Source organism: Seongchinamella unica (assembly GCF_004354085.1).
In the GTDB taxonomy this organism is placed as follows: Bacteria; Pseudomonadota; Gammaproteobacteria; order Pseudomonadales; family Halieaceae; genus Halioglobus; species Halioglobus unicus.
Genome location: NZ_SMSE01000001.1, coordinates 1,486,904 through 1,512,117 on the forward strand (window position 1 = coordinate 1,486,904; position 25,214 = coordinate 1,512,117).

Genomic DNA, 25,214 nt, shown 5'->3' on the forward strand with positions numbered 1-25,214 from the left:
CCGTGTGGTGGCCGAATTTGAACACCGACTCGGTGCCGTTCTCGCGCAGCGCCGGGAGCAGCAGCTCTATCGCCGGCGACTGACCCTGGATTCCCCCCAGGGCCCCATCGTGCGCCTGGACGGCGCTGACTACCTCAACTTTTGCAGCAATGATTACCTCGGGCTGGCCGCCCACCCGCGGCTGGTGGCCAGCTTCCGGCAGGCGGCGGCTGACTATGGCGTGGGCAGCGGTGCCTCGCACCTGGTGTGTGGCCACAGCCGCCCCCACCAGCAGTTGGAGGAAGCGCTGGCGGAGCACACCGGCCGTTCCCGGGCGCTGCTGTTTTCCTCCGGCTTCGCCGCCAATACCGGGACTCTGGCCACGCTGCTGCAGCGCGGCGACAGCGTGTTCCAGGACCGCCTGAACCACGCCTCCCTGCTGGACGGCGGCCTGCACAGCGGAGCCCGCTTCCGCCGTTTTGCCCACAATGATGTAGTCGACCTGGCGCGCAAAATGTCCGCGGTTGAAGGCCCCCGGCTGGTGGTGGTCGACGGGGTGTTCAGCATGGACGGTGATGCCGCGCCCCTGGCGGAGTTGGCGGCCCTGTGCCGGCAGCAGGACGCCTGGCTGATGGTTGATGATGCCCACGGTTTTGGCGTGAGTGGCGACAATGGCGCCGGTACCGTGGCCGCCGCCGGCCTGGGGCAGGATGATGTGCCGGTGCTGATGGCGACCCTGGGCAAGGCGCTGGGCACGGGCGGAGCCTTCGTCGCCGGCAGCGATACCCTGATCGAAGCGTTGATTCAGCAGGCCCGCAACTATATCTATACCACCGCCATCAGTCCCGCCCTGGCCGCCGCCACCCTGACGTCGCTCACCCTGTTGCGCGAGGAGAGTTGGCGGCGGGAGCATCTTGCGGCATTGATCAGGCGCTTCCGCCAGGGTGCCGAACAACTGCAGCTGCCATTGATGGACTCACAGAGCGCCATCCAGCCGCTGCTGGTGGGCGATGCGGGCACCGCACTGGACATGAGCCAGTCACTGCGGCAGAGGGGCCTGTTAATCGGTGCTATCCGTCCCCCCACTGTCCCTGCGGGTACCTCCCGCCTGCGTATCACCCTGAGCGCAGCCCACAGCGAGGAGCAGGTCGACCGCTTGCTGGAGGAGCTGGCGCTTTGCCGACCGCAGTAACGATCGGGCGCGAATACCTGCCTGCCACCGATGCCGCCGTAGCCGAACTGGTGCTGCTCCACGGCTGGGGGGCTAACCGCGACATCTGGCGCTCGCTGTTGCCGGCGCTCAGGCCCTGGGCCAACCTTACCCTGCTGGATTTACCCGGCCTGGCACCCGGAATGCATCAGCCGGACCTGGACCTGGAAGGGCTGCTGCGGGCGATCGAAAGCAGTGTGCCCGGCCCCGCGGTCTATCTCGGCTGGTCCCTGGGCGGGCAACTGGCCATGGCTCTCGCCGCCCGGCGACCCGGGAAAACCACCGCGGTGATCACCCTTTGCAGCAGCCCCCGGTTTACCGCGACCGAGAACTGGCCGGGGATGCCTGCTGCAACCCTGGCCCGGTTCAGCCAGATGGTGGCGGACAACCCGGTGACCGGCCTGCGCCGTTTCGACAGCCTGCAGGTGGCGGGAGCGGCGCGCGCCCGGGACCTGCTTCGTTCCCTGCAGGCCATGCGGGGCCGTTGCACTGAGAGCTCCCTGGACGTCGGTTTGCAGTGGCTGGCGCAACTCGACCAGCGCGACGCCTGGTCGCGCATGGCCGTGCCCCAGTTGCACCTGCTGGGCGACAATGACCAGCTACTGGCGGCTGACATTGGCAGCGCCGTTGATGATCTGCTGGCGGGCAACACCGCCGCCGAGGTGGCAACCCTGGCGGCTGCCAGTCACCTGGCCCCGCTGGAGCGCGGTGAAGAGATAACCGCCCGCCTGTACCGGTTTCTGCACGCCCGCGGACGCCTGCGACAGGCCGACCGGACTCCGGCCCCGGTGGCCAAGGCGGATGTGGCCCTGTCCTTCAGTCGCGCCGCGCCCCGTTACGATTCGGTCGCCAGACTGCAGCGGGACGTGGGGCTGGCCCTGCTGCATACCCTCGATGTACTGGACACGCAGCCCGGGACTGTCCTGGACCTCGGCAGTGGTACCGGTTATTTCTGCCCCGAGCTCCAGCGCCGTTTTCCCGCCGCCACCTACCTTGGCCTGGACCTGGCAGAGGGCATGGTGAGGTACGCGCGGGAAAACCATGCCGGGGCCGATAGCTGGGTGGTAGGCGATGCCGAGGCGCTGCCGCTGGCCAGTCATTCGGTTGACCTCATATTCAGCAGCCTGGCGCTGCAGTGGTGCCATCGTGCCGAACTGCTGTTTGCCGAGCTGGCCAGAGTGCTGCGCCCCGGCGGCCGCTGTGTGTTCAGCACCCTGGGGCCGCAAACCCTGAGAGAGCTGCGCGCCGCCTGGGCGGCAGTCGACCAGCACCAGCATGTGAACAGTTTCCTGCCCCTGGAAACACTGCATCGTGCGGCGCAGAGTCAGGGTGAGCTTGCATTGAACGTGACCGAGCAGGTCTACCGCATGGAATATAGCAAGGTGGGCGAGCTGTTGAACGAGCTGAAAACCCTGGGCGCCCACAACGTCAACCGCAACAGGCCTGCCGGTCTCAGCAGTCGCCGGGTGTTGCAGGGGATGATGCGCGCCTACGAGGAGTGGCGGGAAGAGGACATTCTGCCGGCGACTTACCAGGTATATTTTGGCTCTCTGGAGAAATTATGACCCGCACCTATTTCGTGACCGGCACCGACACCGAAGTTGGCAAAACCGCCGTCAGCTGTGCGTTGCTGGAGGCGGCCGCCAGTGCCGGTCTCAGCACCGCTGCAGTCAAACCGGTCGCTGCCGGCTGTGATGACCGCGGTCAGAATGAGGACGCCCTGCAGCTGATGGCGAGCATGACCGCCCGGCTGGACTACGATCAGGTCAACCCGGTGGCCCTGCAGCCCGCCATTGCTCCGCATATTGCCGCGGCGCAGGCGGGTCGCAACCTGCAGGCCTCGCGGCTGGCGGGGCTTTGCCGCGGGGTGATGATGGCCGGCAGCGACCTGGTGTTGATAGAGGGCGCAGGTGGCTGGCGCGTTCCGCTGTCCAGCCGCGAGACCCTGGCGGACCTGGCGCGGGAACTGGGGGTGGGCGTAATCCTGGTGGTGGGCATGCGCCTGGGCTGTATCAACCACGCCCTGTTGACTGCCGAGGCAGTGCGCCGCGACGGCCTGCCACTGGCCGGCTGGGTGGCCAACCAGGCTGGCGAGACCATGAGCTGTTACCCGGAAAACCTGGACACCTTGCGGCGCTGGCTACCCGCGCCCTTGCTGGGCGAGATTCCCCGGCTCGACCCCTGGAATGCCCGCTCCGCCGCAGAATTCCTTTCTTTGCAGGCACTTATAGGTAAGTAAGTGCTTGCTACATAATGTCGGGCGCCCTGCCTGATATGACACTTATAACCAGATTTCTCCCGCAACCGGGGCCTGACAGCGAAAAAGATATTTGACTTTGCACCCGTTTTACGCAAAATGTGTGCACTGCTTACATAGGCCCCGTGGCGTAGCGCTTGCTGCCAACCCCGGGTCGGACCATCGAAAGAGGTAACCACCATGCCAGAGTACAAGGCGCCCCTGCGCGATATCAGTTTTGTCATGAATGAAGTGCTGGAAGCGGAGAAGCTGTACCAGACTCTGCCCGGCTATGAAGAAGCGACCACCGACCTGATGAACGCGATCACCGAGGAAGGGGCGAAATTCTGTGAGGGCGTACTGGCTCCGCTGTACCAGAGCGGCGACCAGGAAGGCTGCACCTGGAGTGAAGAGGGCGTGAAAACCCCCACCGGCTTCAAGGAGGCCTACCAGCAGTTTGTGGAAAACGGCTGGCCCTCGCTCTCTGCCGACGTCGAGTACGGCGGCCAGGGCATGCCCAATCTGGTGGGAATTGTGAACACTGAAATGGTCGGCACCGCCAACTGGGCCTGGGGTATGTATCCCGGTCTCAGCCACGGCGCGATCAAGACCATCGAAGAACACGGCAGTCCCGAGCAGAAGGACAAGTACCTGACTCGCCTGATCTCCGGCGAGTGGACCGGCACCATGTGCCTGACTGAATCCCATTGCGGTTCCGACCTGGGCCTGTTGCGCACCAAGGCCGAGCCCCAGGCCGATGGTTCCTATGCCATTACCGGCCAGAAGATTTTCATCAGTGCCGGCGAGCACGACATGACGGACAACATCATTCATATCGTTCTTGCCCGTCTCCCGGATGCCCCCGAGGGCACCAAGGGCATCTCCCTGTTTATCGTCCCCAAGGTCAACGTTAATGACGATGGCAGCCTGGGTGAGCGCAATCCCGTGCACTGTGCCTCTATCGAGCACAAGATGGGCATTCACGGTAACGCCACCGCGGTGCTCAACTTCGACGGTGCCAGAGGCTACCTGATCGGCCCCGAAAACAAGGGCCTGAACTGCATGTTCACCTTCATGAATACCGCCCGTATCGGTACGGCTGCCCAGGGCCTGGCGCACATGGAACTGTCCTTCCAGGGTGCCCTGGCCTATGCCAAGGACCGTCTGGCCATGCGCAGTCTGACTGGTCCCAAAAACCCCAACGGCCCCGCCGACCCGATCATCGTGCACCCGGACGTTCGCCGCATGCTGCTGACCCAGAAGGCATTCGCCGAGGGCAGTCGCGCCATGCTGTATTTCCTCTCCATGCAGGGCGATATCGTCGACAAGGGTAGCGAGGAAGAAGCCAGGGCAGCCGACGACCTGATGTCCCTGCTGACCCCCATCGCCAAGGCCTTCATGACGGAGACCGGTTACGAAGCGGCCAACCACGGCGTGCAGGTGTTTGGCGGTCACGGCTTTATCCAGGAGTGGGGTATGGAGCAGATCGTTCGCGACTGCCGCATCGCCATGCTGTACGAGGGCACCACCGGTATCCAGGCGATGGACCTGATTGGCCGCAAGGTACTGGGCTCCGGCGGCAAGCTGCTGACCCAGTTTACCGCCATGATTGACGAGCTGGTGGCCAGTGGCAGTGAAGAAGACAAGCAGTTCCTCACCCCCCTCAAGGCGCACAGCGACGAGTGGCTGGGCCTGTCCATGAAGATCGGTGAAGCCGCCATGGCCAACCCGGATGAAGCCGGCGCCGCCGCCGTCGACTACCTGATGTACTCCGGGTACGTGACGCTGGCCTACTTCTGGGCCCGGATGGCGATTGTCGCCCGCCAGAAAATTGCCGAAGGTGGCGAGGACAAGTCCTTCTACGAAGCCAAGCTGATGACAGCCAAGTTCTACTTCGAACGCCTGTTGCCTCGCACCGAGTCGCTCAAGGCGACCATGTTGGCCGGCGCCGACAACCTCATGCAAATGCCCGAGGAGCTGTTCGCAGTCTGACCAATGCTGCTGGGGAGTCATCCCGATTTCGGGGGTGACATTCCCTACTTTCGAGGGGAGAATACGCGTAACCGTGTTCTCCCCTTTTTTTATACCCGAAAAGCGGGGGGGAGATGGGGTCAGAGTAAAAACTCGCCCGGGTTCTGGCGTCGCAACAGCGGCCCAAGGTTCAGGCGAGTTTTTACTCTGACCCCAAATACCCGGGAGCACGACAACCTGACCGATTGATGCAGTAGCCAAACATGACCAATGACCAGACCGAGCAAGACCGCTCCCACCAGAACAGCCTCTACCCGGAAGACCAGCAAAAGGTGGACGCATTCCTCAAGCGAGGGGTGAACTCGGTAGAACGCAAACCCTTCCGCCCGGGCCGCCTGCTCATCATGCTGGTCGTGGTGGTGATGGGCCTGAGCATCTTCAGCCAGTGGCTGGCCCGCTGGGCGGGGGTTTACTAGGCAACAGCCCATTGGTTCGCCCCCAAGCATTTGGTATAGTACGCGGCCTCAACAAATCACGGTGTGTAGCGCAGCCTGGTAGCGCACTTCCTTCGGGAGGAAGGGGTCGGAGGTTCGAATCCTCTCACACCGACCAATTCGCGATAAAGTTCAGTACCCATCTATAACTAAAAATCTCACAAGGCCCTGTTTGCAGGGCCTTTTCCGTTGCGCTTGTTGTATTGCTGGCCGCCCTCTGCCGATGGCGCTGGTGACACTGCGAACAGACAACCGGTTGCAGGAGTATTGACGCCGCAGTAGATGCCGATATCCCGATCAACCGCAATCAACACCCGTTTTCAGGTTGGTTTCAGCCTGGGTCATATGATGCGCGTTGGTCTTCGCCCCACACCCCGCGAAGCTGACTTGACAACAAGAGCGCACGACAATGAAACACACAACCCATTTGCTGGCACTGCTGCTGGGCCTGAGCCTGTTGACCGCCTGTGGTGGCGGCAGCTCCTCGCCAAAGCATGACCAATCCCCCGTGATCGAGCAACCGGAAGAGGAAGTCGATCCCAACCTGGTCATCATCGAATCGGGTGAAGACTTCCAGCCCCGCCTTATGGAAGCCCTGATCGAAGCCCAGCCGGGACAGATCATCGAGCTGCCCGAAGGTGAATTCTTCTTCAGCTCCGCCATCAGCCTGGACGTGGACAACGTCACCATCCGCGGCCAGGGACAGGACAAGACCATTCTCAATTTCGACGCCCAGACCAGCGGTGGCGAGAGCGTCCTGGTTACCAGCAATAATGTGGTACTGGAAAATTTCGCTGTGGTCGATCCGCCTTCCGATGGCATCAAATTCAAATTCAGCAATGGTGTCACCATGCGCGCACTGCGGGTGGAGTGGACCTGCGGGGCCTGTGGTGAGAATGGCGCCTATGGGATTTACCCGGTGCAAACCGAAAACGTGCTGATTGAAGACAGCATTGTTATCGGCGCCAGTGACGCCGGTGTCTACGTGGGCCAGTCCGACAAGATCATCGTGCGGCGCAACCACGTCTCGCTGAACGTGGCGGGCATCGAGATCGAAAACTCCAGCAACTCTGAGGTCTACGACAACGAAGCCATCGACAATACCGGCGGTGTACTGGTTTTCGACCTGCCCAACCTGTCCCGGGAAGGCGAGCGCACCAAGGTCTACAACAACGTCATTCGTGGCAACAACACCACCAACTTTGCCCCCGGCGGCAGTATCGTCGGCGTGGTTCCCACTGGTACCGGCATGCTGATCATGGCCTTCGACGACGTGGAGGTGTTCGACAATGTCATTGAGGACAACCAGTCTGCGGCGATTGTCGTGGTGCACTACGATATTGCCGGCCGCCCGACAGACGACGTTACCTACGACGGCGCGCCCCGGCGGGTCTACATTCACGACAACCACTACCGTAACAACGGCTACGAGCCGGCGGAACTTGCCGCGGAAGTCGCTCCCCTGTTCGCTGCCGTCGGTGGCCTGCCGGACGTATTTTACGACGGCATCGGCGAGGAAAACGGTCGTTTTGAAGATGCCGACCGGATTTGTGTCAACGAAGATGAAACGGTAACCGTGGGCATTCTCATGGGCGAGAACGGCCCGGCCGTAGATCGCGACTACTTCGACTGCGCCCACGCCTCGTTGCCGGAAGTGGTACTGGATACCCCGGAAGAAATCAGTGAAGGGGAGAAACCGCTGACCGAGGAAGAAATCGCCGCGATCTGTACCCCCGAAGGCGACGAGCCCAACCTGGACGCGGTGGAAGTCAATTGTGACAGCCTGTCCGCCTATAACCTGTTCGCGGATGCCAGTGATCCCCGCAGCGGCGCCAATAAGGGCATCGCTTACGACATGATCACTCCGCTGTTCACCGACTACGCGGCCAAGTACCGCTTCATTTTCGTACCCGAGGGCAAGCAGGCGGCGTATAACTCCCGCAGCAGCCTGGACTTCCCGGTGGGTACCATCATCGCCAAGACCTTCACCATGCCCCGGGATTTCCTCAACGAGGCCGCGGGGGAAGAGATCATCGAGACCCGTCTGCTGATCCACCGCAAGGAGGGCTGGAAAGCGCTGCCGTTTATCTGGCGCGAGGACCTCAGCGACGCCGACCTGACCCTGGCCGGCGGCACGCGCGAAATCAGCTGGATTCACAGCGATGGCAACACTCGCAGCACCCAGTACGTGATTCCCGATGCCAACAGCTGCAAAACCTGTCACAGCACCGTTCGTTCCGAGTCCGGTAGCGGCGTCAACCAGGAGACGGTGATCACCCCGATAGGTCCCAAGGCACGCTTTCTCAACATGGACGGTCAGTACAATGGCAAGACCGTCAACCAGCTGGCCTATATGGAACAGCAGGGTGTGCTGGTGGGCCTGCCCGACGACCTGGCGACCATCGACACGGTACCGGCCTGGGATGACAACGCGGCAGAGCTGCAAAACCGCGCCAAGGGTTATCTGGACGCCAACTGCGCCCACTGTCACAGCCCGGGCGGCTTTGCCAGCAATTCGGCACTGTTCCTGGAGTACTGGCGCGAAGTCGATACCGGCTACGGCATCTGCAAGACGCCGGTGGCTGCCGGGGCCGGCTCAGGTGGACTGCGTTTTGACATCGTTCCCGGCGACGCTGACGCCTCCATCACCGCCTACCGCATGAACTCCAATGAGCCCGACGTGCGCATGCCGGAAATCGGCCGCAGCCTGGTTCACACCGAAGGTGTCGGCCTGATCCGCGAATGGATTAACAGCCTGCACGGCGCCTGCGAGTAACGCGGCCACAGGCAGTGAGAACAAAGATCGGCCTGTGAGTGTGTCTAAAAATATCTCAGGACGTTGACAAAATACCCGTATCGCCAGGTACGGGTATTTTTTTATGCGCCGCTTAGAGTAAGCGTCTCGACCTCGCAGCTCCCGGTGATCTCGGCATCGGGGCCCGGATATACATCGCGGCGAGGTCTCTCAACTTGATATGGAACAGCTCAGTGGCCCTCAGTTCAAAGGCTAGCCGCGGATGCGGACCTTGGCCGGCTCCCCCGCCTCTTCGCGCACCAATCGCGGCACCAGGTAGCCGGGCAGGCGGCGCTCCAGCTGGCTGATGAGTGTTACCCCTTTCTCTTCCGGCACATCGAAATGCGCTGCACCGCGCACCTTGTCCAGCAGGTGCAGGTAGTAGGGCAGCACGCCCGCTGCGAACAGGGTCTCGCTGAGGTCCGCAAGCGCATCCTCGCTGTCGTTTATGCCCGCCAGCAGTACGGCCTGATTGAGGACCGGGATGTTCGCATCCAACAGCTTGTGCAGGGCAAGGCTGACCTCGCCGTTGATCTCGTTGCCGTGATTGCTGTGCACCACCATTACCGGCTGCAGTCGGGTGCTGGTCAGTGAGGCCAGCAGCCCGCCAGTGACCCGTGCCGGCAAGACGATCGGCATCCGGCTGTGAACCCGCAGGCGCTTGAGGTGGGGGATATCGGCCAGTTGCTCGACCAGGGTTGCCAGCTGCCGGTCAGAGACCAGCAGTGGATCACCGCCGCTGAGTATCACCTCGGTGATGCTGGCATCGGCGGCGATATGTTGCAGCGCGTCGTGCCACTGCTGGCGGCTATTGCGATTCTCGCTGTAGGGAAAATGGCGGCGGAAGCAGTAGCGGCAGTTAATGGCGCATCCCCCGCTGAGAATCAGCAGGGCCCGGCCAGAATATTTCTGGATGATACCCGGGTGAGTGATGGCGTCCCCGGTTTCGCCCACCGGGTCGTCACTGTAGCCCCGGGTCGGCAGCAGCTCCAGCCTGTGACCCAGCACCTGCCGCAACAAGGGGTCTGCGGGGTCACCCGGCCGCATCCGGGCGACAAAGCTGTGGGGTACCTTGAGGGCGAAGGACTGGCACGCGGCGCTGGAAAACCCGGTCTGTTCCGGAGTCAGCTGCAGCCGCGCGAGCAATTCCTCGCCGCAATTCACCGCGTCGCGTAATTGGGATTGCCAGTCGCTGGCGGGCTGGATATCGGCCAGGGGTATCAACGGTATTGTGTCCAGGTGTTGAGTGGCCGGCTATTCTACCAGCTGCGACGACCTAGCCCAGTCGATCCCGCAGGCTGTAGAACAGCATGCCCGCCACCAGGCCGGGGAAGCGCAGCAGGGTGCCGCCGGGGAACGTCTTTGACGGTACCCTGGCCATGATATCGAAGCGTTCGGCACTGCCGGAAATCACTTCCGCCAGCAGCTTGCCGGCGAAGGTCGCTGTGGGCACGCCGTGGCCGGAGTAGCCGTGGGCGTAGAACACGCTGGAAGATAGCCGGCCGACGTCGGGCATGCGATTGAGGGTAATGGCGAGGGTGCCGCCCCAGCCGTAGTCGATGCGGGTGTTGGCCAGCTCCGGGTAGATGCGCAGCATGTACTTGCGCACGAAGCTGCCAATGTCCGCGGGAAACCGGCGGGTGTAGGATTCGCCACCGCCAAACAACAGGCGGTTGTCGGCGGACAGCTTCCAGTAGTCGATCACAAACAGGCTATCGGACATGGAGGTGTCGTCGCGGATCAGGCGGCGGGCCGTCTCCTCCGGCAGGGGTTCCGTGGCCAGCATGTAGTTGTTAATGGGCATGATGCGCCCGGCGGTGCGCGGTTCCAGTTTCTCCAGGTAGCCGTTGCAACCCAGCACCAGGTAGCGGGATTTAACCGTACCCCGGTCGGTCTTTACCGTTACCTGCTGACCCTCGGTGTAGGACAGCACCCGGCTGCCCTCGTGTAACTGTGTCCCCAGGTCGCTGGCGGCCCGGGCCAGCCCCAGGGCGTAATTCAGCGGGTGCAGGTGACGGGCCCCTTCATCGAGTACGCCGCCGTGGAAGCCCTGGCCGGAGGTCATTTCGGCCAGTTCCGTCGGATCGACGTAGCGAATTTGCCCGTAGTTGTAGACCTTCTGCAGGTGCTCGGCTTCGGCGATGAACCCGGACTGTTCCCGGGCCTTGGAGGCCACATGCAGGTTGCCGGTCTTCAGCTCGCAGTCGATCCGGTATTCATCGATCAGCCCGCAGACGGTGTCCACCGCCTCCAGGCCGAGGTCCCACAAGGCCCTGGCGTGGTCCAGGCCCACCATCTTCTCCAGGGTTTCCTGATCGGCCCGCTGGCCGGTCCCCACGTGACCGCCGTTGCGCCCGGAGGCACCCCAGCCCACCTTGTTGGCTTCCAGCAGAATAACGCTGTAGCCCGCCTTGCGCAGGTGAATGGCGGTGGAAAGGCCGGTGTAACCACCGCCAATAATGCAGACGTCCGCCGAGGCCTCGCCCAGCAGGGGAGGAAACTCCAGCTGCTGGTTGGCGGTAGCGGCATACCAGGATTCGACATGAGCTGTATTTTGCATGGTGGCAATATACCGTTTCGGGGCATGGTCCGGTCATAACACGTTAGGGTTAGCTCGGCCCCAAAGCCCTTGAACCGGGCAGGTTTCGCCGCGATACTCGGCTTTTGGGTCACATGGATATGGTATGAGTACCGACACGCAGGTCATCAAGGACTGGCTGAAACAGCACCAGATATCGGAAGTGGAATGCCTGGTGCCGGACATGACCGGCAACGCCCGGGGCAAGTTTATCCCGGCCAACCAGTTCCTCGACATGGGCGAGCCGCGGCTGCCGGAAAGCATCATGGTGCAAAGCGTCACCGGCGAATACTGCGATGAGCACTGGGAGCTGGTGGAGCCCACCGACGCCGATATGATCCTGGTGCCCGACCCGTCCACCATGCGTGTGGTCCCCTGGGCGCGGGAACCTACCGCCCAGATCATCCACGACTGCTACACCATGGATGGCAAGCTCCATCCCCTGTCCACCCGCAATGTCCTGCGCAAGGTACTGGATCTCTATGCAGCGGATGGCCTGCAGCCGGTGGTTGCGCCAGAGGTGGAATTTTTCCTGGTGGCCCGCAACATCGACCCCGATTACGAGCTCTCCCCGCCCGAGGGTCGTTCCGGGCGCAAGGAGACCTCGCGACTCTCTTACAGCATCGACGCGGTGGCGGAGTTCGAGGACTTTGTCGAGGACATGTACGACTACGCCGAGGCGCAGCAGTTGCGGGTCGACACCCTGATCCACGAGAACGGCGCCGCGCAGATGGAGATCAATTTTCTCCACGGCGACGCCATGGACCTGGCGGACCAGGTGTTCACGTTTAAGCGCACGGTGCGGGAAACCGCCCATAAACACGGGGTGTACGCCACCTTTATGGCCAAGCCCATGCAGCAGGAGTGCGGCAGTGCCCTGCACCTGCACCAGAGCATTGTGCGCGCCGACAGCGGAGAGAATATTTTCATTACCGAGCAGGGTGAGCACACCGAGGCCTTTCTCAGCTATATCGCCGGCTTGCAGCATTACACGCCCGAGTTGATCAGCTTTTACGCCCCCAACGTGAACTCCTATCGCCGGCTGGCACCGGACATCTCCGCGCCCATCAATCTCAACTGGGGCCTGGACAATCGCACGACCGCCTTCCGGGTCCCGGCGAGCAGCCCGGCCGCCACCCGGGTGGAAAACCGCTTCCCGGGGGCCGACGTAAATCCCTACCTGGCGATTGCCGCCAGCCTCGCCAGCGGCTACCTGGGTATGAAGAAGCAGCTCAAGCCCAGTAAGCCCCACCAGGGCACCGCCAATGAGGACGAGGTGGAAGTGGCGCGCACGCTGGAGGAAGGCCTGCGTAACCTGGGCAATTCGCCGGAGGTGCAGGAGGTGTTTGGCGCGCTTTTCCTCAAGGCCTATGCCGCAGTCAAGCGCGATGAATTCGAGGAATTCAACCGGGTCATTTCTTCCTGGGAACGGGAACACCTGCTGCTGCAGGTCTGAATGGGAGCGGCGACGGCAGGATGAAGGACACTGACGGCCTGGTAGGCACCAGCAATGCCCGTTACGGCCTGTTCACCCTGGTCAAGTATCTCGTCTACGCGCTGCTCAGCCTCAATGTCTATCTCTTCCTGCAGGAAGAGCTGGGCGCGCTGAAACACACCTTCGTTGACGGTTATGAACTGGGCCAGGTCATCCAGGTGTTCGCCGCCACCATCGACACCACGGCATGGGTCGTGCTGTTGCTGTTGTTCGAACTGGAGACCTCGGTACTGGACGATGCACGTATTCGCGGGCCGGTGAAGTGGTTGCTTCACGGTTTGCGACTGGTGTGTTACGCGGCCGTGTTTTACGCCTTTACCGGATACTACGCCGAGCTGGTGACGCTGTATCAGGTGACTGCCCTCCCGGGCTTCGATGCCTGTCACAGCCTCGACCAGAGCCTTGCCCTGTTGCTCGACATCGACGAATACGAACCGCTTTCCGCTGCCAATTGTGCCTCCCTCGTGCAGCCGGTCTACCAGATCGGCGACTTCGATATCGTTGCCCAGGGCGAAATATTGCAGCAGGCACGCTGGCTCGCCTGGACCGACGTGATCAACTCCGCGACCTGGTTGCTGGTGGTTATTGTGTTGGAGGTCGAGGTACGTCTGCAGCTGCGGGGCGACCTCTCAGAGCGGATCATGCGGGTTACCCTGGTGTGCAAGTATGCGCTGTACGGCACCCTGTTCGCCTGCGCCGGATACTGGGGGGTGGCCGGCGATTTCCTGGATTTCTGGGACGCCGCCCTGTGGTTGTTCGCGTTTATATTTATCGAGTTGAATGTGTTTGAATGGCAGGCCGAAACCAGCAAGGAAGCCCCGGCAGCGGCTTGAGGTAATACCATGTTCAGTAGCGATGATCTTTCCAGCCTGCGCTGGGATGCCGTATCCGGCGCGGTCGAGATTATCGACCAGACCCTGCTCCCCCACACCCTGCGCTGGGTTCACCTGGACTCACTGGAAGCTTATTGCCACGCCATCAGCGCCATGCAGGTGCGCGGGGCACCGCTGATCGGGGTGACTGCGGCATTCGGGTTGGCTCACGCCATTGCCGGCGATCCGTCCGACCACAACCTCGAACTGGCCAGTGCCCGCCTGCTGGCCACTCGCCCCACGGCGGTCAACCTGCGCTGGGCGCTGGAGGAGATGGCGCGGGAGCTGCAACCGCGTCCCCTCAAGCAGCGTGCGGACGCCGCCAGGAAGCGGGCGATCGCCCTGCGCGAGGCAGACATCGACAGTTGTTCCGCCATCGGCGATAACGGCCTGGCCCTGTTGCGCGCAATCAGCTACCGGGACACCCTGAACATCATGACCCACTGCAATGCGGGATGGTTGGCTACTATCCAGTGGGGTACGGCGCTGGCGCCAATCTACAAGGCCCACGCAGCGGGTCTGCCCGTCCATGTGTGGGTTTCGGAAACCCGGCCGCGCAACCAGGGCATGAACCTGACCGCCTGGGAGTTGCAGCGCGCCGGGGTACCCTGCACGGTCGTAGCGGACAACAGCTGTGGCCAGCTGATGCGTGCGGGCGAGGTGGATTGCATTATCGTCGGTTCAGACCGCACTGCCGCCAATGGTGATGTGTGTAACAAGATCGGCACCTATCTCAAGGCGCTGGCGGCGGCCGACAACAACATTCCGTTTTACGTGGCACTGCCTGAATCCACTATCGACTGGCGCTGCGCTGACGGTGGCGGCATTCCCATTGAGGAACGCGACCCGCTGGAAGTGCTGGCGATCGCCGGTGTGGACGCGGCGGGGCAGGGGCTGGAGATCAATCTCGCGGCGGCGGCAACCAGCGCCGCCAATCCGGCCTTTGATGTCACACCCGCGCGACTGGTGACCAGCCTGGTGACGGAATACGGCGTGTTTGCCGCCGATTCAGCAGGGCTGGCAAGGCTGAAAGAACAGTTGGGAATCGCTGGGGACGGCGAGAATATTGGCTAAAACGTACCAGAGCCGCGAGCCTCAGCTGCGGCGATTGCTGCGTCCGGAACAGGTGTTTCCAGGGCACGGGGCCCTAGAAGTCGTCCAGTTCCAGGTCGTAGTAGCCTAATTCGTCCCGCAGGCGTTTCTCTTCCAGACGCTGTTCCGCCCGGCGGCGCTTTTCAGCCAGGCGTTGCTTGTCGCTGGAAATGGGGGACAAATCGGCAAAATCCTCATCGGATAGATCTCCAAGCACTGGCTCGAAAATATCATCCAGAGGTTCCGGTTGGGACGGCTCCTGGTTGCGCTCTCCCATAAATCACCTCCCGATGATTTACATAAGGTCACAGGAGACAGAAACAGCTCTGCCTCAAGGCGGAGTAAATCAAAAAAACCCCGCGTGGGAAATATATTTTTTGTGGTTTTTTTAACCCCTGAATCGGGTAGCCCGCGGCCTTCCCTGGCCCTCCCTGCCCCCTGTCGACATCCCTGTCATACCGTCCCTGGTTCATGGGGTGGCGGGCTACCCGACAGAGTTATCTGCAAAGCCTGTGCCAGTTATTTCGGCTGAAAACGGACGAAAACGCCGTCATTTACCGCCTGAAAGCGTGTCCGGTCACGGCCGTACTTCCCGGGGAGTCAACCGTGCCACAATGTCCAGCGCCACCTGCTCGGGGGGCCCGGCACCGGCATCCACGGTGTAGTCGGCGTACTTTTCATAGAGCGGCGTGCGTTCGGCATACACTTGCGCGAAGCTGTGGTTGGCGGCGCTGGCAATCCCGCGCGGTGGCGCGGCGGCCACCCGTGCTTCCAGGGTGGCCAGGTCAGCCTCCAGGTAAACCACCGGCCCCAGCGACTTCAGCCGCCGCATGATGGCCGGGCTGTACACCACGCTGCCACCGGTGGAGACCAGGGCGTGGTCCAGGGCGATATCGAGCAGCACCGCTTCTTCCACCTGGCGCAGGTAGTGATGGCCCTTGCTGTCGACGATCTCCTGCAGGGTAGCCTCCTCCCGCACCTGGATGTCGAGGTCCGTATCGATAAAACGCAGCCCGGTCAGTTTCGCCAGCAGGACGCCGACCGAGCTTTTTCCGGCGCCGGGCATGCCCACCAGGCTGATGGTGTTGAATACGCTCACGTTGCTCTCTCATTGGCTGGGGCCGCCATTATCCAAGAGCGCATGCGCAGGTGCCAGCCCGAGCTTGCAGCGCTCGATGGCAGTGGTTAGAGTGGCAGCCCTCGCCACCCGACCAGGAATCAAGCATGAGCCTGTTAACGACCCCTCTGGATAGCCTGCACCGTGAGCTGGGTGCCAAAATGGTGCCCTTTGCCGGTTACGATATGCCGGTGCAGTACCCAACCGGCATTATCAAGGAGCACCTGCACACCCGTGCGGCGGCGGGTTTGTTCGATGTTTCCCACATGGGACAGGTGGTCATCGAAGGTTCAGGCACGGCGGCGATGCTGGAGTCCCTGGTGCCGGCAGACGTGCAGGGCCTGGGCCTCGACCGCCAGACCTATGCGCTGTTTACCAATGAGCAGGGCGGTGTGCTGGATGACCTGATCATCACCCGCTGGGCCGAGGACCGGTTTTTCCTGGTGGTTAACGCCGCCTGCAAGGTCCAGGATATAGAACACCTGCGGGCCCATCTCGACGGCCAGTCCCTGCAGGTGCTGGAACAACAGGCGCTGCTGGCGTTGCAGGGCCCCAGAGCACGGGAAGTGATGGAAAGCCTGTGTCCGCAGGCCGCCGGGCTGGTGTTCATGCAGGGCTGTGCCGCCAGTATCGATGGCGTCGATGTCTACATTACCTGCTCGGGATACACCGGCGAAGACGGTTTCGAGATTTCCGTTCCCAATGCCGCCGCCGAGTCACTGGCCCGCCGCATCCTCGCTTTTGAGCAGGTCCAGCCGGTAGGCCTGGGCGCCAGGGACTCCCTGCGCCTGGAAGCCGGGCTATGCCTCTACGGCCACGAGCTTAATACTGACATCGACCCGGTGCAGGCCGGCCTGCTCTGGTCCATCAGCAAGGCCCGGCGGGCCGATGGCGAACGCCCGGGGGGGTTCCCCGGGGCCGAAGTGATCTTTGACCGGATCATCAACAAGCCGGCCCTGCGCCGCGTTGGCCTGGCTGTGGAGGGCAAGCGTCCCGTTCGCGAGGGTCAGACGGTGGTGGACAGTAACGGCGAGCCGGTCGGCGAAATCTGTTCCGCCTGCTTCGGCGCCAGCTTTGGCGGGCCCATTGCCATGGCCTATGTGCAGCGGGAACTGGGCGAACCGGAGACCGCGCTGGCCGTGGATGTCCGCGGCAAGCTGTTGCCGGTCACCGTGACCCGGATGCCTTTCAGTCCCCAGCACTACTATCGGGGTTGAGTCGGCGGGGCAGGGCGGGCCTGCGCAGGGCCAGCAGCCATTGCCACCACGACTGCAGGGGCCGCAGCAGGAACGACAACCGGCGCCAGGGTCGGTAGCGCCACAGCAGACTCCCGCCGGCGGCGACTGCCAGCAGGGCCAGGGCGCTGCAGACCAGTATGCGCCAGGGCAGGGGCCGTGCTCCGCCAGCTGGCTCGATAAGCTCACCGGCGACAAACACCTCTATCGCCGGCAGGCTGCGTAGTTTGAGGGTTTCCTCCCGGGTGTCCCACCAGAAGAAGTCCAGGGCCGGCAGCACATAGTTACCCGCCTGTTCGGCAACATAGCTGATGGTTTGCTCCCGGCTGCCGACGCTCCGGCCGCGGTTGTTGCTGTTTTTCAACACCGGTGGTGCCGGGTAGGCAGCCAGTCCGTCCTGTTTGATTTCGGCGACTTCCGGCAACATCATCGCCGGCACGTCCTCCGCCGTGAAGCTGATGCGCCGTTCAAAGGCGTCGCCAGGCTGGAGCTTGCCAGTGTCCCGGCTGACGGCCTGGGTGACGCGGTAGTCCGGGGAGGCCACCCAGGATTCAGCCTGTTCCAGTGCCGGGGGCAGGCTGACGGTAAAGGCCAGCGGCGGACTGGTTGCCTCGCCCTCGATATTGCCCAGTTCGCCGCCATTGACCTTCAGGCCCAGCGTCACCGCGGGAATCCGGAACTCACCGGGCCGCTGTGGAAACAGGTCTATGGTCCAGCGCTGCAGTACCCAGGTCGTACTCTGGCGGGTCTCGCTGGCGTTGGCGGCAAACTGGTCCGTCTGCAGAATCACCAGCCCGGGCACCTCCGGCAGGCGAATCCGGGTGCCACCGGTAAACCAGGTACTGGTTGCGACCTCGATCACCATTCTGGCGCGCTGGCCCGGCACCAGGTCGCCGGTGTGTTCCAGGCGACTGTCTATGGTCAGGCGGCCATTTTCCAGCAGTGTATCCAGCTGGCTGGCAGCCAGGGTCGGGATAGAGGCCAGCAGGAATAGCAGGCAGTTGATCCGTCGGAGTGTCACTGGCTGGTCTCCCGGCGTTGCAGCTGCATATGGAACTTGGTGGCGAGGAAATCGGACGGGTCCCGCTGAACTCCCCGCAGCCACATGTCCCGGGTGGCCTGACTCTGCAGTATCTCCTCGGCGGTGAAGTGCTTTGTTTCGACCTCATCGAAGCTGAGCTCTGCTGCACCCTCGGCGGGAATGGCATCGTCGCCCCCCAGTTCCTTTTCCTCGCTGCCAATGCCGGATTCCGGGGTTTGCGACTCGCTCAGGCGGTTGATCTCGTCGATCAGCGCCTGCACCTTGTCCCGGTTTTCCCGGGCCCCGGGGTAATCGGGGGCCCGTTCCAGCAGCCGGTCATAGCGATTGACGGCGCGCAGGAAATCCCGGGCGTGGGCCCTGGCGTTCGCCTCGTTGAACAGGGCGGTGTCACTGTCGGAGCGCGAAAAGTATTCCGCTGCCTGCATGAAATCTTCGTTGTAGTAATAAGCGATGCCCTTCCAAAGGGGGTCCTGGAACTGCCTGGCCGCGGCCCGGTAGTTGCCCGTTTGCAGCAGTAGCCGTCCCTGCTGGTCCGGGGTGAGCCAGAGGCTGGCGAACCATTCGCCCACCCCCCGGCCCTGTTGCGCCGGCGCCGACGCGGGCGGATTGTCACTGGCGGTGGCGGGAGCCGGCGTACCGGCCAGTACCATGGGCACCAGCAACCAGGCCCAGGCTATCGTCCAGCCCCTGCGAAACCACAGCAGCCACAGGGGTATGCACAGGAATACCAGCGGATAGCCGCTGTCCAGCCAGGGCAGGGCATCGTCATCGATCACGACGTAATGGCTCTCGATATACCGCTCCAGCACCCGCACATCACTGTCATCGATGGTGGCATCCAGGTAGCGGCCATTGGCGGCGTCCGCGATCGCCCGCAGGTTGTCTCGATCGAGGGGGATGATGCCGTTGTCGTCAGAGTCGCCGCCGATCCCGAGAATCAGCAGCTGGTGGGTCCGCTGGCTGAAATATCCGGCGAAGGCTTGCCGACTGCCGCTGCTAGCGCCGTCACTGATCAGCACCACCGTGGCGGCGGCGGTGGTGTCACGCAGAATGTCGTCAATCAGTGGCAGCGCTTGTTCGGGGAACTTGCCGCTGCGAGGCATCATGCTGGGCTGCAGCGCCGCCAGGTACTGATTCAGGATGTCCTGGTCTGCGGTCAGGGTAAGTACCGTGTGGGCGCTGCCCGCGTACACCACCAGCGCCGAGGTTTTGTCCGGCCTGAGGGCGAGCAGGTCAGAGGCTTTCTGCCTGGCCCGGGCCAGGCGCGACGGCTGCACGTCTTTTTGTTCCATGGAGTCGGACACATCCATGACCAGTACCAGGGCCGACGCGTCCTGACTGAGGGGAGAGGGTTGCTGGCGCCAGCTTGGGCCGAGGATGATGACGATAAACAGCGTTGCATTCAGTAAGCTCACAGAGGCTGGATTGAACCACCGTGACTGTCGCCGTTCCAGGCGCAGGTGCTGCAACAGGTGGGGAGCGATAATCCCGCTGAACATGTCGCTCTTGCCCTGCCGGCGCTGGATGAATACGGTCAGCGCTATGGTCGGAATTACCAGCACCAGCCAGCCCGGCCGCAACAGGTGGAAATACTCAAGCGCCGAGAGATCAGGCAGCATCGGGAGCCTCCCGATCGCGCAGGCTGACCAGGGCGTTGTATCCGTGATACAGCACATACAGCAATACCACCAGTAGCACGGGCACCCAGTGCAGGCTTTGTCGGGGCCGAAAACTGACGGTTTCGTAAAGCGCGGGCTCCAGTTCGCCGATCGTCAGGTAGGCCTGGCGCATTTGCTCCCTGTCCAGCGCCTGGAAGGAGCGGCCGTCGGCGATCTCGCTGACCCGGTTGATGGTCTCCATGTCCAGGGCGTCTTCGCCCACGGTGGTGGGGTCACCGATTGCAATGGTGTAGATACGGATATTGTTGGCGGCGGCAACCTTGGCGGCATCGATCGGCGGCACGGTGCTGCCGGTGTCGTTGCCGTCGGTCAGCATGATCAGCACCCGGTTGTCAGACTCACTCTCGCTGAACAGCTTGATCGCCAGGCCGATGGCATCACCGAACACGGTGCTGGGCCCGGCCATGCCGATCCCGGTTTCAGCAAGCAGTTGCAGCCATACCTGGTGGTCGTCGGTGAAGGGGGTTTGCAGGTAGGCAGCATCACCGAAGACGATGAGCCCAAGCCGGTCGGAACTGCGCCTGGCGGCGAGATCCTCGAGCACCCGTTTTACTGCCTGCAGGCGATCAATGCTGCCGCCGTCCGGCAGGGTGAAGTCCCTGGTCTCCATGGAACCGGAGAGGTCCACCGCCACCATCAGGTCCCGCCCCGACTTCTGCTGCTCAACAGGAGGTCCGATCCACTGTGGTTTGCTTGCCGCCAGTACCAGGAAAATCCAGGTCGCGATAACCAGGATTTTTTGCAGGCGATCGCGGCGCGGGATGCGGGCGCCCTGCTCCGGGCGTTGTTCACTCAATTCCACCAGCTTTTCGAAGAAAGGGACCATCACCGAGTCGCGACTCTCCCGGTAAGCCGGTAGTAGCCGCATCAGTAGCGGTAGCGGCAACAGCAGGAGCGCCCAGGGATACGCCAGTTCAAGCATCGTAGCGATTTCGGTGTTCGTTAACCCAGGCCAGACTGGCCTCCAGCAACTGTTCTGCGGCTGTGCTGTCCACCGGCTGCTGCCGGTAAACGCCCAGTGCCAGCAGCCGGCACTGCTGTTCGGAGAAGGGTGGGTGTTCGCAGCGGCTGTTGAGAAATTCAGTCCAGCGCTCTCCCCACAGGGCTGCTACCTCCTGTCGTGAGAAGCCGGCGAGGGCAGACAACTTGAGGGTGCGATTAATCTCGGCGACAAAGCCCGGGGATACCTCCAGGCTTTGCAGGCGTGCCGTGGCTTCACGCCGATAGCGGTTGCGATACCAGTACCGCAGCCTGCGGCTGGCCGTGCGCAGTAACCACAGCAGCAACAGCGCTGCCACCAGGATCCAGCCCGGGGTCTGCGGCAGCCAGTCGATCGCCGGGGGCGAGACCACCTCATGAAAATCCCCCAGGGCATAGTTGCCAAAGATCTCCGGTAACGCGGGCAGGCTCATGCCAGTACTCGCTGGCCACCCAGTCGCTCGCGCAGCTGCTGGGCAGCGGGCTCGGCGGTACTGATGGGGATCACTGGAATCTGGTGACGGGTCAGGTCAGCGCGGACCTGGGCAAAAGAGCTTTCAAAGCTGGCTTCGAACTTTTCACCGAGTTCATTGTGCCCGGGGTCCAGTTCCAGCTGGTAGTAACCGTCACTCACCACCAGTTTATCGGCGCTGGAGATGTCGCGTTCCAGCGGGTCATAGACCAGGCCGCAGATAATGTCATTGTGCCGGGCGATGCGGCGGATATGCGCCATCGCCTCTCCACTCCAGCCGTGAAAGTCGGACACCAGGACCACCAGGTAGTCGTGGCTGACCCGTCGTTCGACAGTTTCAAGCGCCTTGAGCAGGGCCCCGGGGTTATTTTTGATACCACGGTTCACCGACAGCTGCTGGTTCATGGTTGCCAGGTCGCCCAGCCAACCCATGACTTTCTTGTCGCTGCGGGAGGGTCGGGCCTCGGCCACCCGGTCATCATTGAACAGGATGGCACCGATGCGGTCCCCCACCGCCAGCACCCGCCAGGCGGTAATGGCTGCCACCTCGGCCGCCACCACCGATTTCATCTTGTAACGGCTGCCAAAGAACATCGGCAGTCGCTGGTCGACGATAACGATGACCGGGCGGTCCCGTTCCTCGGTATATACCCGCACATGGGGTTTGCCGGTACGGTTGGTCACCCGCCAGTCCATGGTGCGTATATCGTCACCGGGTCGGTAGTGGCGCAACTCGTCGAAATCCAGGCCGCGACCACGCAGTTTGGAACGCTTGCGACCGGCCAGTAGCGAACTCACCGGCTGTTTCGGCAGGTAGCTGAAACCGCCCGCGGTGTGGCGCAGGCGCACCAGGTCCTGCAGGCGAGTGTAAACGCGGTCCTGGGAACGCTCGGGCACGGTTCAGCCTACCGCCACCCGGCTGAGGATCTCGTCGATGACCTGGTCGGCCGTGACCCGGTCCGCCAGGGCATCGTAGCTGAGAATCAGGCGGTGGCGCATAACAGCGTGAAGCACCGAGGTGACATCTTCCGGGGTGACATGATCGCGGCCATCCAGCCAGGCACTGGCGCGGCTGCAGCGGTGCAGGGCAATCGTCGCCCTGGGGCTGGAGCCAGTGTCCACCCAGTTTGCCAGTTGTTCGCTGTAGGCCCCCGGCTGGCGGGTCGCGATGACGAGATCCACAATATACTGTTCCACAGGCTCGGCGATGTTCATGTTGCCGATGACATCGCGGGCGGCGAAGATGTGTTCCTGGGAGATCATCGCCAGTTGTGCCTGCCTTTGGGCTTCCTCGGCCTGCAGCATGCGCACGATCGAGAGCTCGGCGTCGGTATCCGGGTAGTCCACCGAAATTTTCATCAGGAATCGATCCATCTGCGCCTCGGGAAGCGGGTATGTGCCTTCCTGCTCAATCGGGTTCTGGGTGGCCAGCACCATGAACAACCGGGGCAGTGGGTAGGTCTTGCCAGCGACGGTGACCTGGCGCTCCTCCATGGCCTCCAGCAGCGCAGCCTGAACCTTGGCCGGGGCGCGGTTAATTTCGTCGGCCAGCACCAGTTCATTGAATACAGGGCCCTGCTGGAAAATCAGCTCCGACACGCCCTGGTTGTCCTGGTACACCTCGTTGCCGGTCACATCAGACGGCAGCAGGTCAGGGGTGAACTGGATTCGTCCGAGGCTGGCCTGCAACACCCGAGACAGGGTCTTGATGGACCGGGTTTTCGCGGTACCGGGCAGTCCTTCCAGCAAGACGTTACCGTTGCACAGCAGCGCCAGGGTCAGGGTGCGTACAACCTCTTGTTGACCGATCACCGAGCGGCTCATCTGTTCCATCATGGACCTTACAGCTTGCAGAGGTTCTTGGGACAAGGGGTGCTCCTTTCCTGATGGGCTGGGTGCCAGCGAATTATAGCCGGGCCGTGGGGCTCGCCGTCAGCAATCAACAGGGGTAAGTATACAAATTGTGTACAACTTATGTCGTAACTGCTGACGCCGCTGGGGCCCGTCTTGCTATTATGGTCTATTCTGGAGGAGGGATTGCAAGCGGGCCTGATCACGCGCGGACCGCGGTCGATCACGGTGATTGGAAAAGGTGACAAAGATGAAAAAGCGATGATTGGTGCCGTCCCTGTTTGGCTTGTGGTTTGCCGGGTCAGCCGTGTGGTCCCAGGATATTGGCAAGCTGGTAGAGGCCGTCGACACGGACAAGGCGATCGAGTCCGTCGATAAGGAAAAAATGACCGAAGCGGTTTCCGGCGATGGGGTGGATTACCAGAAGGCCTACGACTCGGTGGACAAGGAAAAGGCCGTTGAAGCTGTCGATATGGATAAGATCAAGGAAGCGATGAGCAAATAGCGATTGTGGGGGCAGCACAGGTGTTCATGGAATTTCAGCATTGGCTTAAGGGTATTCAGGTTTCCATCGGGCCGTTCGCCGTCATCTGTGCCGCGACAGCGCTGGCCCTTCTGACCGCCTGCAGCACGGCGGGCCTCAGGGAACAGTCGCCCGGCAGGGCGCAGGTGCACGCGCTGCCCCCGGCACAGAGCGGGACACTCGCTGAGATTTCCACCGGTATCGCTACCGGGCATGGCGAGGACCACTCCGGATTCTGGCTGCTCGACAGCAGCGAGGACGGTCTGCGCTGGCGTCTGGCGCTGATTGATTCAGCCACCACCTCCCTCGATATACAGACCTATCTCTGGTACCCGGATCACAGTGGCGCCCTCATTCTGGAGCGGGTTATCCTGGCGGCCGAGCGTGGAGTCAAGGTCCGAATCATCGTCGATGATTTGATTCTCCAGGGTCAGGACCAGTTGATCGCCAACCTGCATGCGACACCCAATATCGAGTTCGCCATTTTCAATCCCTGGCAAGACCGGAGTTCACTTATCAACCGGGCCGGGGAGATGTTGGCGCGGATGGAGCGACTCAATATCCGCATGCATGACAAGTTGATGATTGCCGACGGTCATGCGGTCGTCATCGGTGGGCGCAATATCGGCGACCACTACTTCGGCCTGAGTGATACCTATAACTTCCACGACACGGACTTGCTGGGCATTGGCCAGATCGGCCGCGAGGCCAACGAGATGTTCGACCGCTTCTGGAACAGTGAATGGGTAGCCACGGCGGATGCGTTGACGACCGAACCCGACCCGTCGATTGTACGCAAGCAGCGCAGGGCGATGCAGAAACGGCTGCAATCAGCAGACCGCCTGCAGCGGTTTCCGCTGGAGCCCGTCGACTGGAGTGTGGAGTTTGAGCAACTGGCGAAGGAGTTGCGCATCGGGCGCAGCATGCTGGTCTACGATGAGGCCGCCCGCGAGCAGATCTCCCAGAAAATGGCGGGCAGCATGTTCAACTTTTTCAATATCGCCGAGGAGGAACTGCTGATCCAGAACGCCTACATCATCCCCGGCGACGACGCGATCGATTTTCTCCAGAACAAGCGGGACGCGGGGGTCACTATCCGGGTGATTACCAATTCCCTGGCCTCCCATGATGTGCCGGCGGTGAACAGTCACTACGAGCCCTGGCGAGACGATTTTATCAACGCCGGCGTGGACCTCTGGGAGTTCCGCTCCGATCCCGCCATCAAGGGCACAGTAGTGGATGTGCCGCCGGTCAATTCAGGTTTCAGCGGCTTGCACAGCAAGTGCGCGGTCGCTGATCGCCGCTATGTGTTTGTCGGCTCAATGAATCTGGATCCGCGGTCCCGGTCAATAAACACTGAAATGGGCGCCATGGTCGACTCACCCGAACTGGCTGAAGACCTGGCCCGGGTGCTGGAACGGAATATGAGCGGTGCCAATGCCTGGCAGGTGCAGATGGATAAGAACGGTAAGCTGTCCTGGGTCAATAGCGAGCAGACGCTTTACCAGCAGCCTGCCCGTGACGGCATGCAGCGGGTGATGAACGTGCTGATGAAGCTTGGTCCCAGGGATCAGTATTAATGCCCGGCCGGCAGAG

22 protein-coding genes and 1 tRNA gene are annotated in these 25,214 nt (G+C 62.3%); 13 read left to right on the forward strand and 10 right to left on the reverse strand.

Features of this window, described 5'->3' with window-relative positions:
* The first annotated feature begins 7 nt into the window (after positions 1-7).
* The 7 genes from bioF (at position 8) to E2F43_RS06600 (ending at position 8,666) form a co-directional block, all read left to right on the forward strand.
* On the forward strand, positions 8-1,171 hold the full coding sequence (bioF, locus tag E2F43_RS06570; RefSeq protein ID WP_133210773.1) for an 8-amino-7-oxononanoate synthase: 1,164 nt from the start codon (positions 8-10) through the stop codon (positions 1,169-1,171).
* Positions 1,156-2,754: a malonyl-ACP O-methyltransferase BioC gene (gene bioC / locus E2F43_RS06575; RefSeq protein ID WP_133210775.1), complete on the forward strand. Its 1,599-nt coding sequence runs from the start codon at positions 1,156-1,158 to the stop codon at positions 2,752-2,754. Before bioF ends, bioC begins: the two co-directional genes overlap by 16 nt.
* The gene (gene bioD / locus E2F43_RS06580; RefSeq protein ID WP_133210777.1) at positions 2,751-3,428 is read left to right on the forward strand and encodes a dethiobiotin synthase; all 678 of its coding nucleotides are present in this window, start codon (positions 2,751-2,753) and stop codon (positions 3,426-3,428) included. Before bioC ends, bioD begins: the two co-directional genes overlap by 4 nt.
* Before the next feature lie 198 nt (positions 3,429-3,626).
* Positions 3,627-5,417 carry an acyl-CoA dehydrogenase C-terminal domain-containing protein gene (locus E2F43_RS06585; protein WP_133210779.1) on the forward strand — a complete coding sequence of 597 codons (1,791 nt, stop codon included), beginning with the start codon at positions 3,627-3,629 and terminating at the stop codon, positions 5,415-5,417.
* A gap of 242 nt (positions 5,418-5,659) precedes the next feature.
* Positions 5,660-5,872 (forward strand): DUF3094 family protein, encoded by a 213-nt coding sequence (locus E2F43_RS06590; RefSeq protein ID WP_133210781.1) that lies wholly within the window; start codon positions 5,660-5,662, stop codon positions 5,870-5,872.
* A gap of 59 nt (positions 5,873-5,931) precedes the next feature.
* A tRNA-Pro gene (locus E2F43_RS06595) sits at positions 5,932-6,008 on the forward strand.
* 291 nt (positions 6,009-6,299) lie between these two features.
* Positions 6,300-8,666, forward strand: coding sequence for an SO2930 family diheme c-type cytochrome (locus tag E2F43_RS06600; protein ID WP_133210783.1), 2,367 nt, complete (start codon positions 6,300-6,302; stop codon positions 8,664-8,666).
* A gap of 231 nt (positions 8,667-8,897) precedes the next feature.
* Here the strand turns inward: E2F43_RS06600 and epmB are convergent, their stop codons facing one another.
* Both epmB and E2F43_RS06610 read right to left on the reverse strand, forming a co-directional pair.
* Positions 8,898-9,908, reverse strand: coding sequence for an EF-P beta-lysylation protein EpmB (epmB, locus tag E2F43_RS06605; protein ID WP_133210785.1), 1,011 nt, complete (start codon positions 9,906-9,908; stop codon positions 8,898-8,900).
* A 52-nt stretch (positions 9,909-9,960) separates the two neighbouring features.
* Positions 9,961-11,244: an NAD(P)/FAD-dependent oxidoreductase gene (locus E2F43_RS06610; protein ID WP_133210787.1), complete on the reverse strand. Its 1,284-nt coding sequence runs from the start codon at positions 11,242-11,244 to the stop codon at positions 9,961-9,963.
* A gap of 124 nt (positions 11,245-11,368) precedes the next feature.
* Between E2F43_RS06610 and E2F43_RS06615 the strand changes: the two genes are divergently transcribed.
* Genes E2F43_RS06615 through mtnA form a run of 3 tightly spaced genes read left to right on the forward strand, consistent with a single transcriptional unit; the run spans position 11,369 to position 14,703 of the window.
* Positions 11,369-12,718, forward strand: a complete 1,350-nt coding sequence (locus E2F43_RS06615) for a glutamine synthetase family protein (RefSeq protein ID WP_133210789.1) — start codon at positions 11,369-11,371, stop codon at positions 12,716-12,718.
* 20 nt (positions 12,719-12,738) lie between these two features.
* The gene (locus tag E2F43_RS06620; RefSeq protein ID WP_133210792.1) at positions 12,739-13,590 is read left to right on the forward strand and encodes a hypothetical protein; all 852 of its coding nucleotides are present in this window, start codon (positions 12,739-12,741) and stop codon (positions 13,588-13,590) included.
* A gap of 9 nt (positions 13,591-13,599) precedes the next feature.
* Positions 13,600-14,703, forward strand: coding sequence for an S-methyl-5-thioribose-1-phosphate isomerase (gene mtnA / locus E2F43_RS06625; protein WP_133210794.1), 1,104 nt, complete (start codon positions 13,600-13,602; stop codon positions 14,701-14,703).
* Between the two features lie 73 nt (positions 14,704-14,776).
* Here mtnA and E2F43_RS06630 read toward each other — a convergent pair whose 3' ends face one another.
* Together E2F43_RS06630 and E2F43_RS06635 are read right to left on the reverse strand one after the other, a co-directional pair.
* Entirely contained in the window at positions 14,777-14,998 is a 222-nt protein-coding gene (locus E2F43_RS06630) for a PA3496 family putative envelope integrity protein (RefSeq protein WP_133210796.1), read from the reverse strand.
* Between the two features lie 300 nt (positions 14,999-15,298).
* Positions 15,299-15,820: a shikimate kinase gene (locus E2F43_RS06635; protein WP_133210798.1), complete on the reverse strand. Its 522-nt coding sequence runs from the start codon at positions 15,818-15,820 to the stop codon at positions 15,299-15,301.
* Positions 15,821-15,945: 125 nt separating this feature from the next.
* On the opposite strand from E2F43_RS06635, the gene gcvT reads away from it, so the two are divergent.
* On the forward strand, positions 15,946-17,055 hold the full coding sequence (gene gcvT, locus E2F43_RS06640) for a glycine cleavage system aminomethyltransferase GcvT (protein WP_133210800.1): 1,110 nt from the start codon (positions 15,946-15,948) through the stop codon (positions 17,053-17,055).
* On the opposite strand, the gene E2F43_RS06645 is transcribed toward gcvT, so the two are convergent.
* The 6 genes from E2F43_RS06645 to E2F43_RS06670 are packed head-to-tail and all read right to left on the reverse strand — an operon-like array spanning position 17,027 to position 23,113.
* The gene (locus E2F43_RS06645) at positions 17,027-18,094 is read right to left on the reverse strand and encodes a BatD family protein (protein ID WP_133210802.1); all 1,068 of its coding nucleotides are present in this window, start codon (positions 18,092-18,094) and stop codon (positions 17,027-17,029) included. The genes gcvT and E2F43_RS06645 overlap by 29 nt on opposite strands.
* Complete coding sequence (locus E2F43_RS06650; protein ID WP_165954208.1) at positions 18,091-19,734, reverse strand: vWA domain-containing protein; 1,644 nt, start codon at positions 19,732-19,734, stop codon at positions 18,091-18,093. Before E2F43_RS06650 ends, E2F43_RS06645 begins: the two co-directional genes overlap by 4 nt.
* Positions 19,724-20,716, reverse strand: coding sequence for a vWA domain-containing protein (locus E2F43_RS06655; RefSeq protein ID WP_133210806.1), 993 nt, complete (start codon positions 20,714-20,716; stop codon positions 19,724-19,726). Before E2F43_RS06655 ends, E2F43_RS06650 begins: the two co-directional genes overlap by 11 nt.
* Positions 20,709-21,206 carry a DUF4381 domain-containing protein gene (locus E2F43_RS06660; RefSeq protein ID WP_133210808.1) on the reverse strand — a complete coding sequence of 166 codons (498 nt, stop codon included), beginning with the start codon at positions 21,204-21,206 and terminating at the stop codon, positions 20,709-20,711. The genes E2F43_RS06655 and E2F43_RS06660 overlap by 8 nt, the downstream gene beginning before the upstream one ends.
* Positions 21,203-22,141, reverse strand: coding sequence for a DUF58 domain-containing protein (locus tag E2F43_RS06665; RefSeq protein ID WP_133210810.1), 939 nt, complete (start codon positions 22,139-22,141; stop codon positions 21,203-21,205). Before E2F43_RS06665 ends, E2F43_RS06660 begins: the two co-directional genes overlap by 4 nt.
* A gap of 3 nt (positions 22,142-22,144) precedes the next feature.
* On the reverse strand, positions 22,145-23,113 hold the full coding sequence (locus E2F43_RS06670; protein WP_420820761.1) for an AAA family ATPase: 969 nt from the start codon (positions 23,111-23,113) through the stop codon (positions 22,145-22,147).
* 250 nt (positions 23,114-23,363) lie between these two features.
* Between E2F43_RS06670 and E2F43_RS06675 the strand changes: the two genes are divergently transcribed.
* Positions 23,364-23,600 carry a hypothetical protein gene (locus E2F43_RS06675; protein ID WP_238946766.1) on the forward strand — a complete coding sequence of 79 codons (237 nt, stop codon included), beginning with the start codon at positions 23,364-23,366 and terminating at the stop codon, positions 23,598-23,600.
* A gap of 26 nt (positions 23,601-23,626) precedes the next feature.
* Entirely contained in the window at positions 23,627-25,198 is a 1,572-nt protein-coding gene (locus E2F43_RS06680; protein ID WP_133210814.1) for a phospholipase D family protein, read from the forward strand.
* The last annotated feature ends 16 nt before the right edge of the window (positions 25,199-25,214 follow it).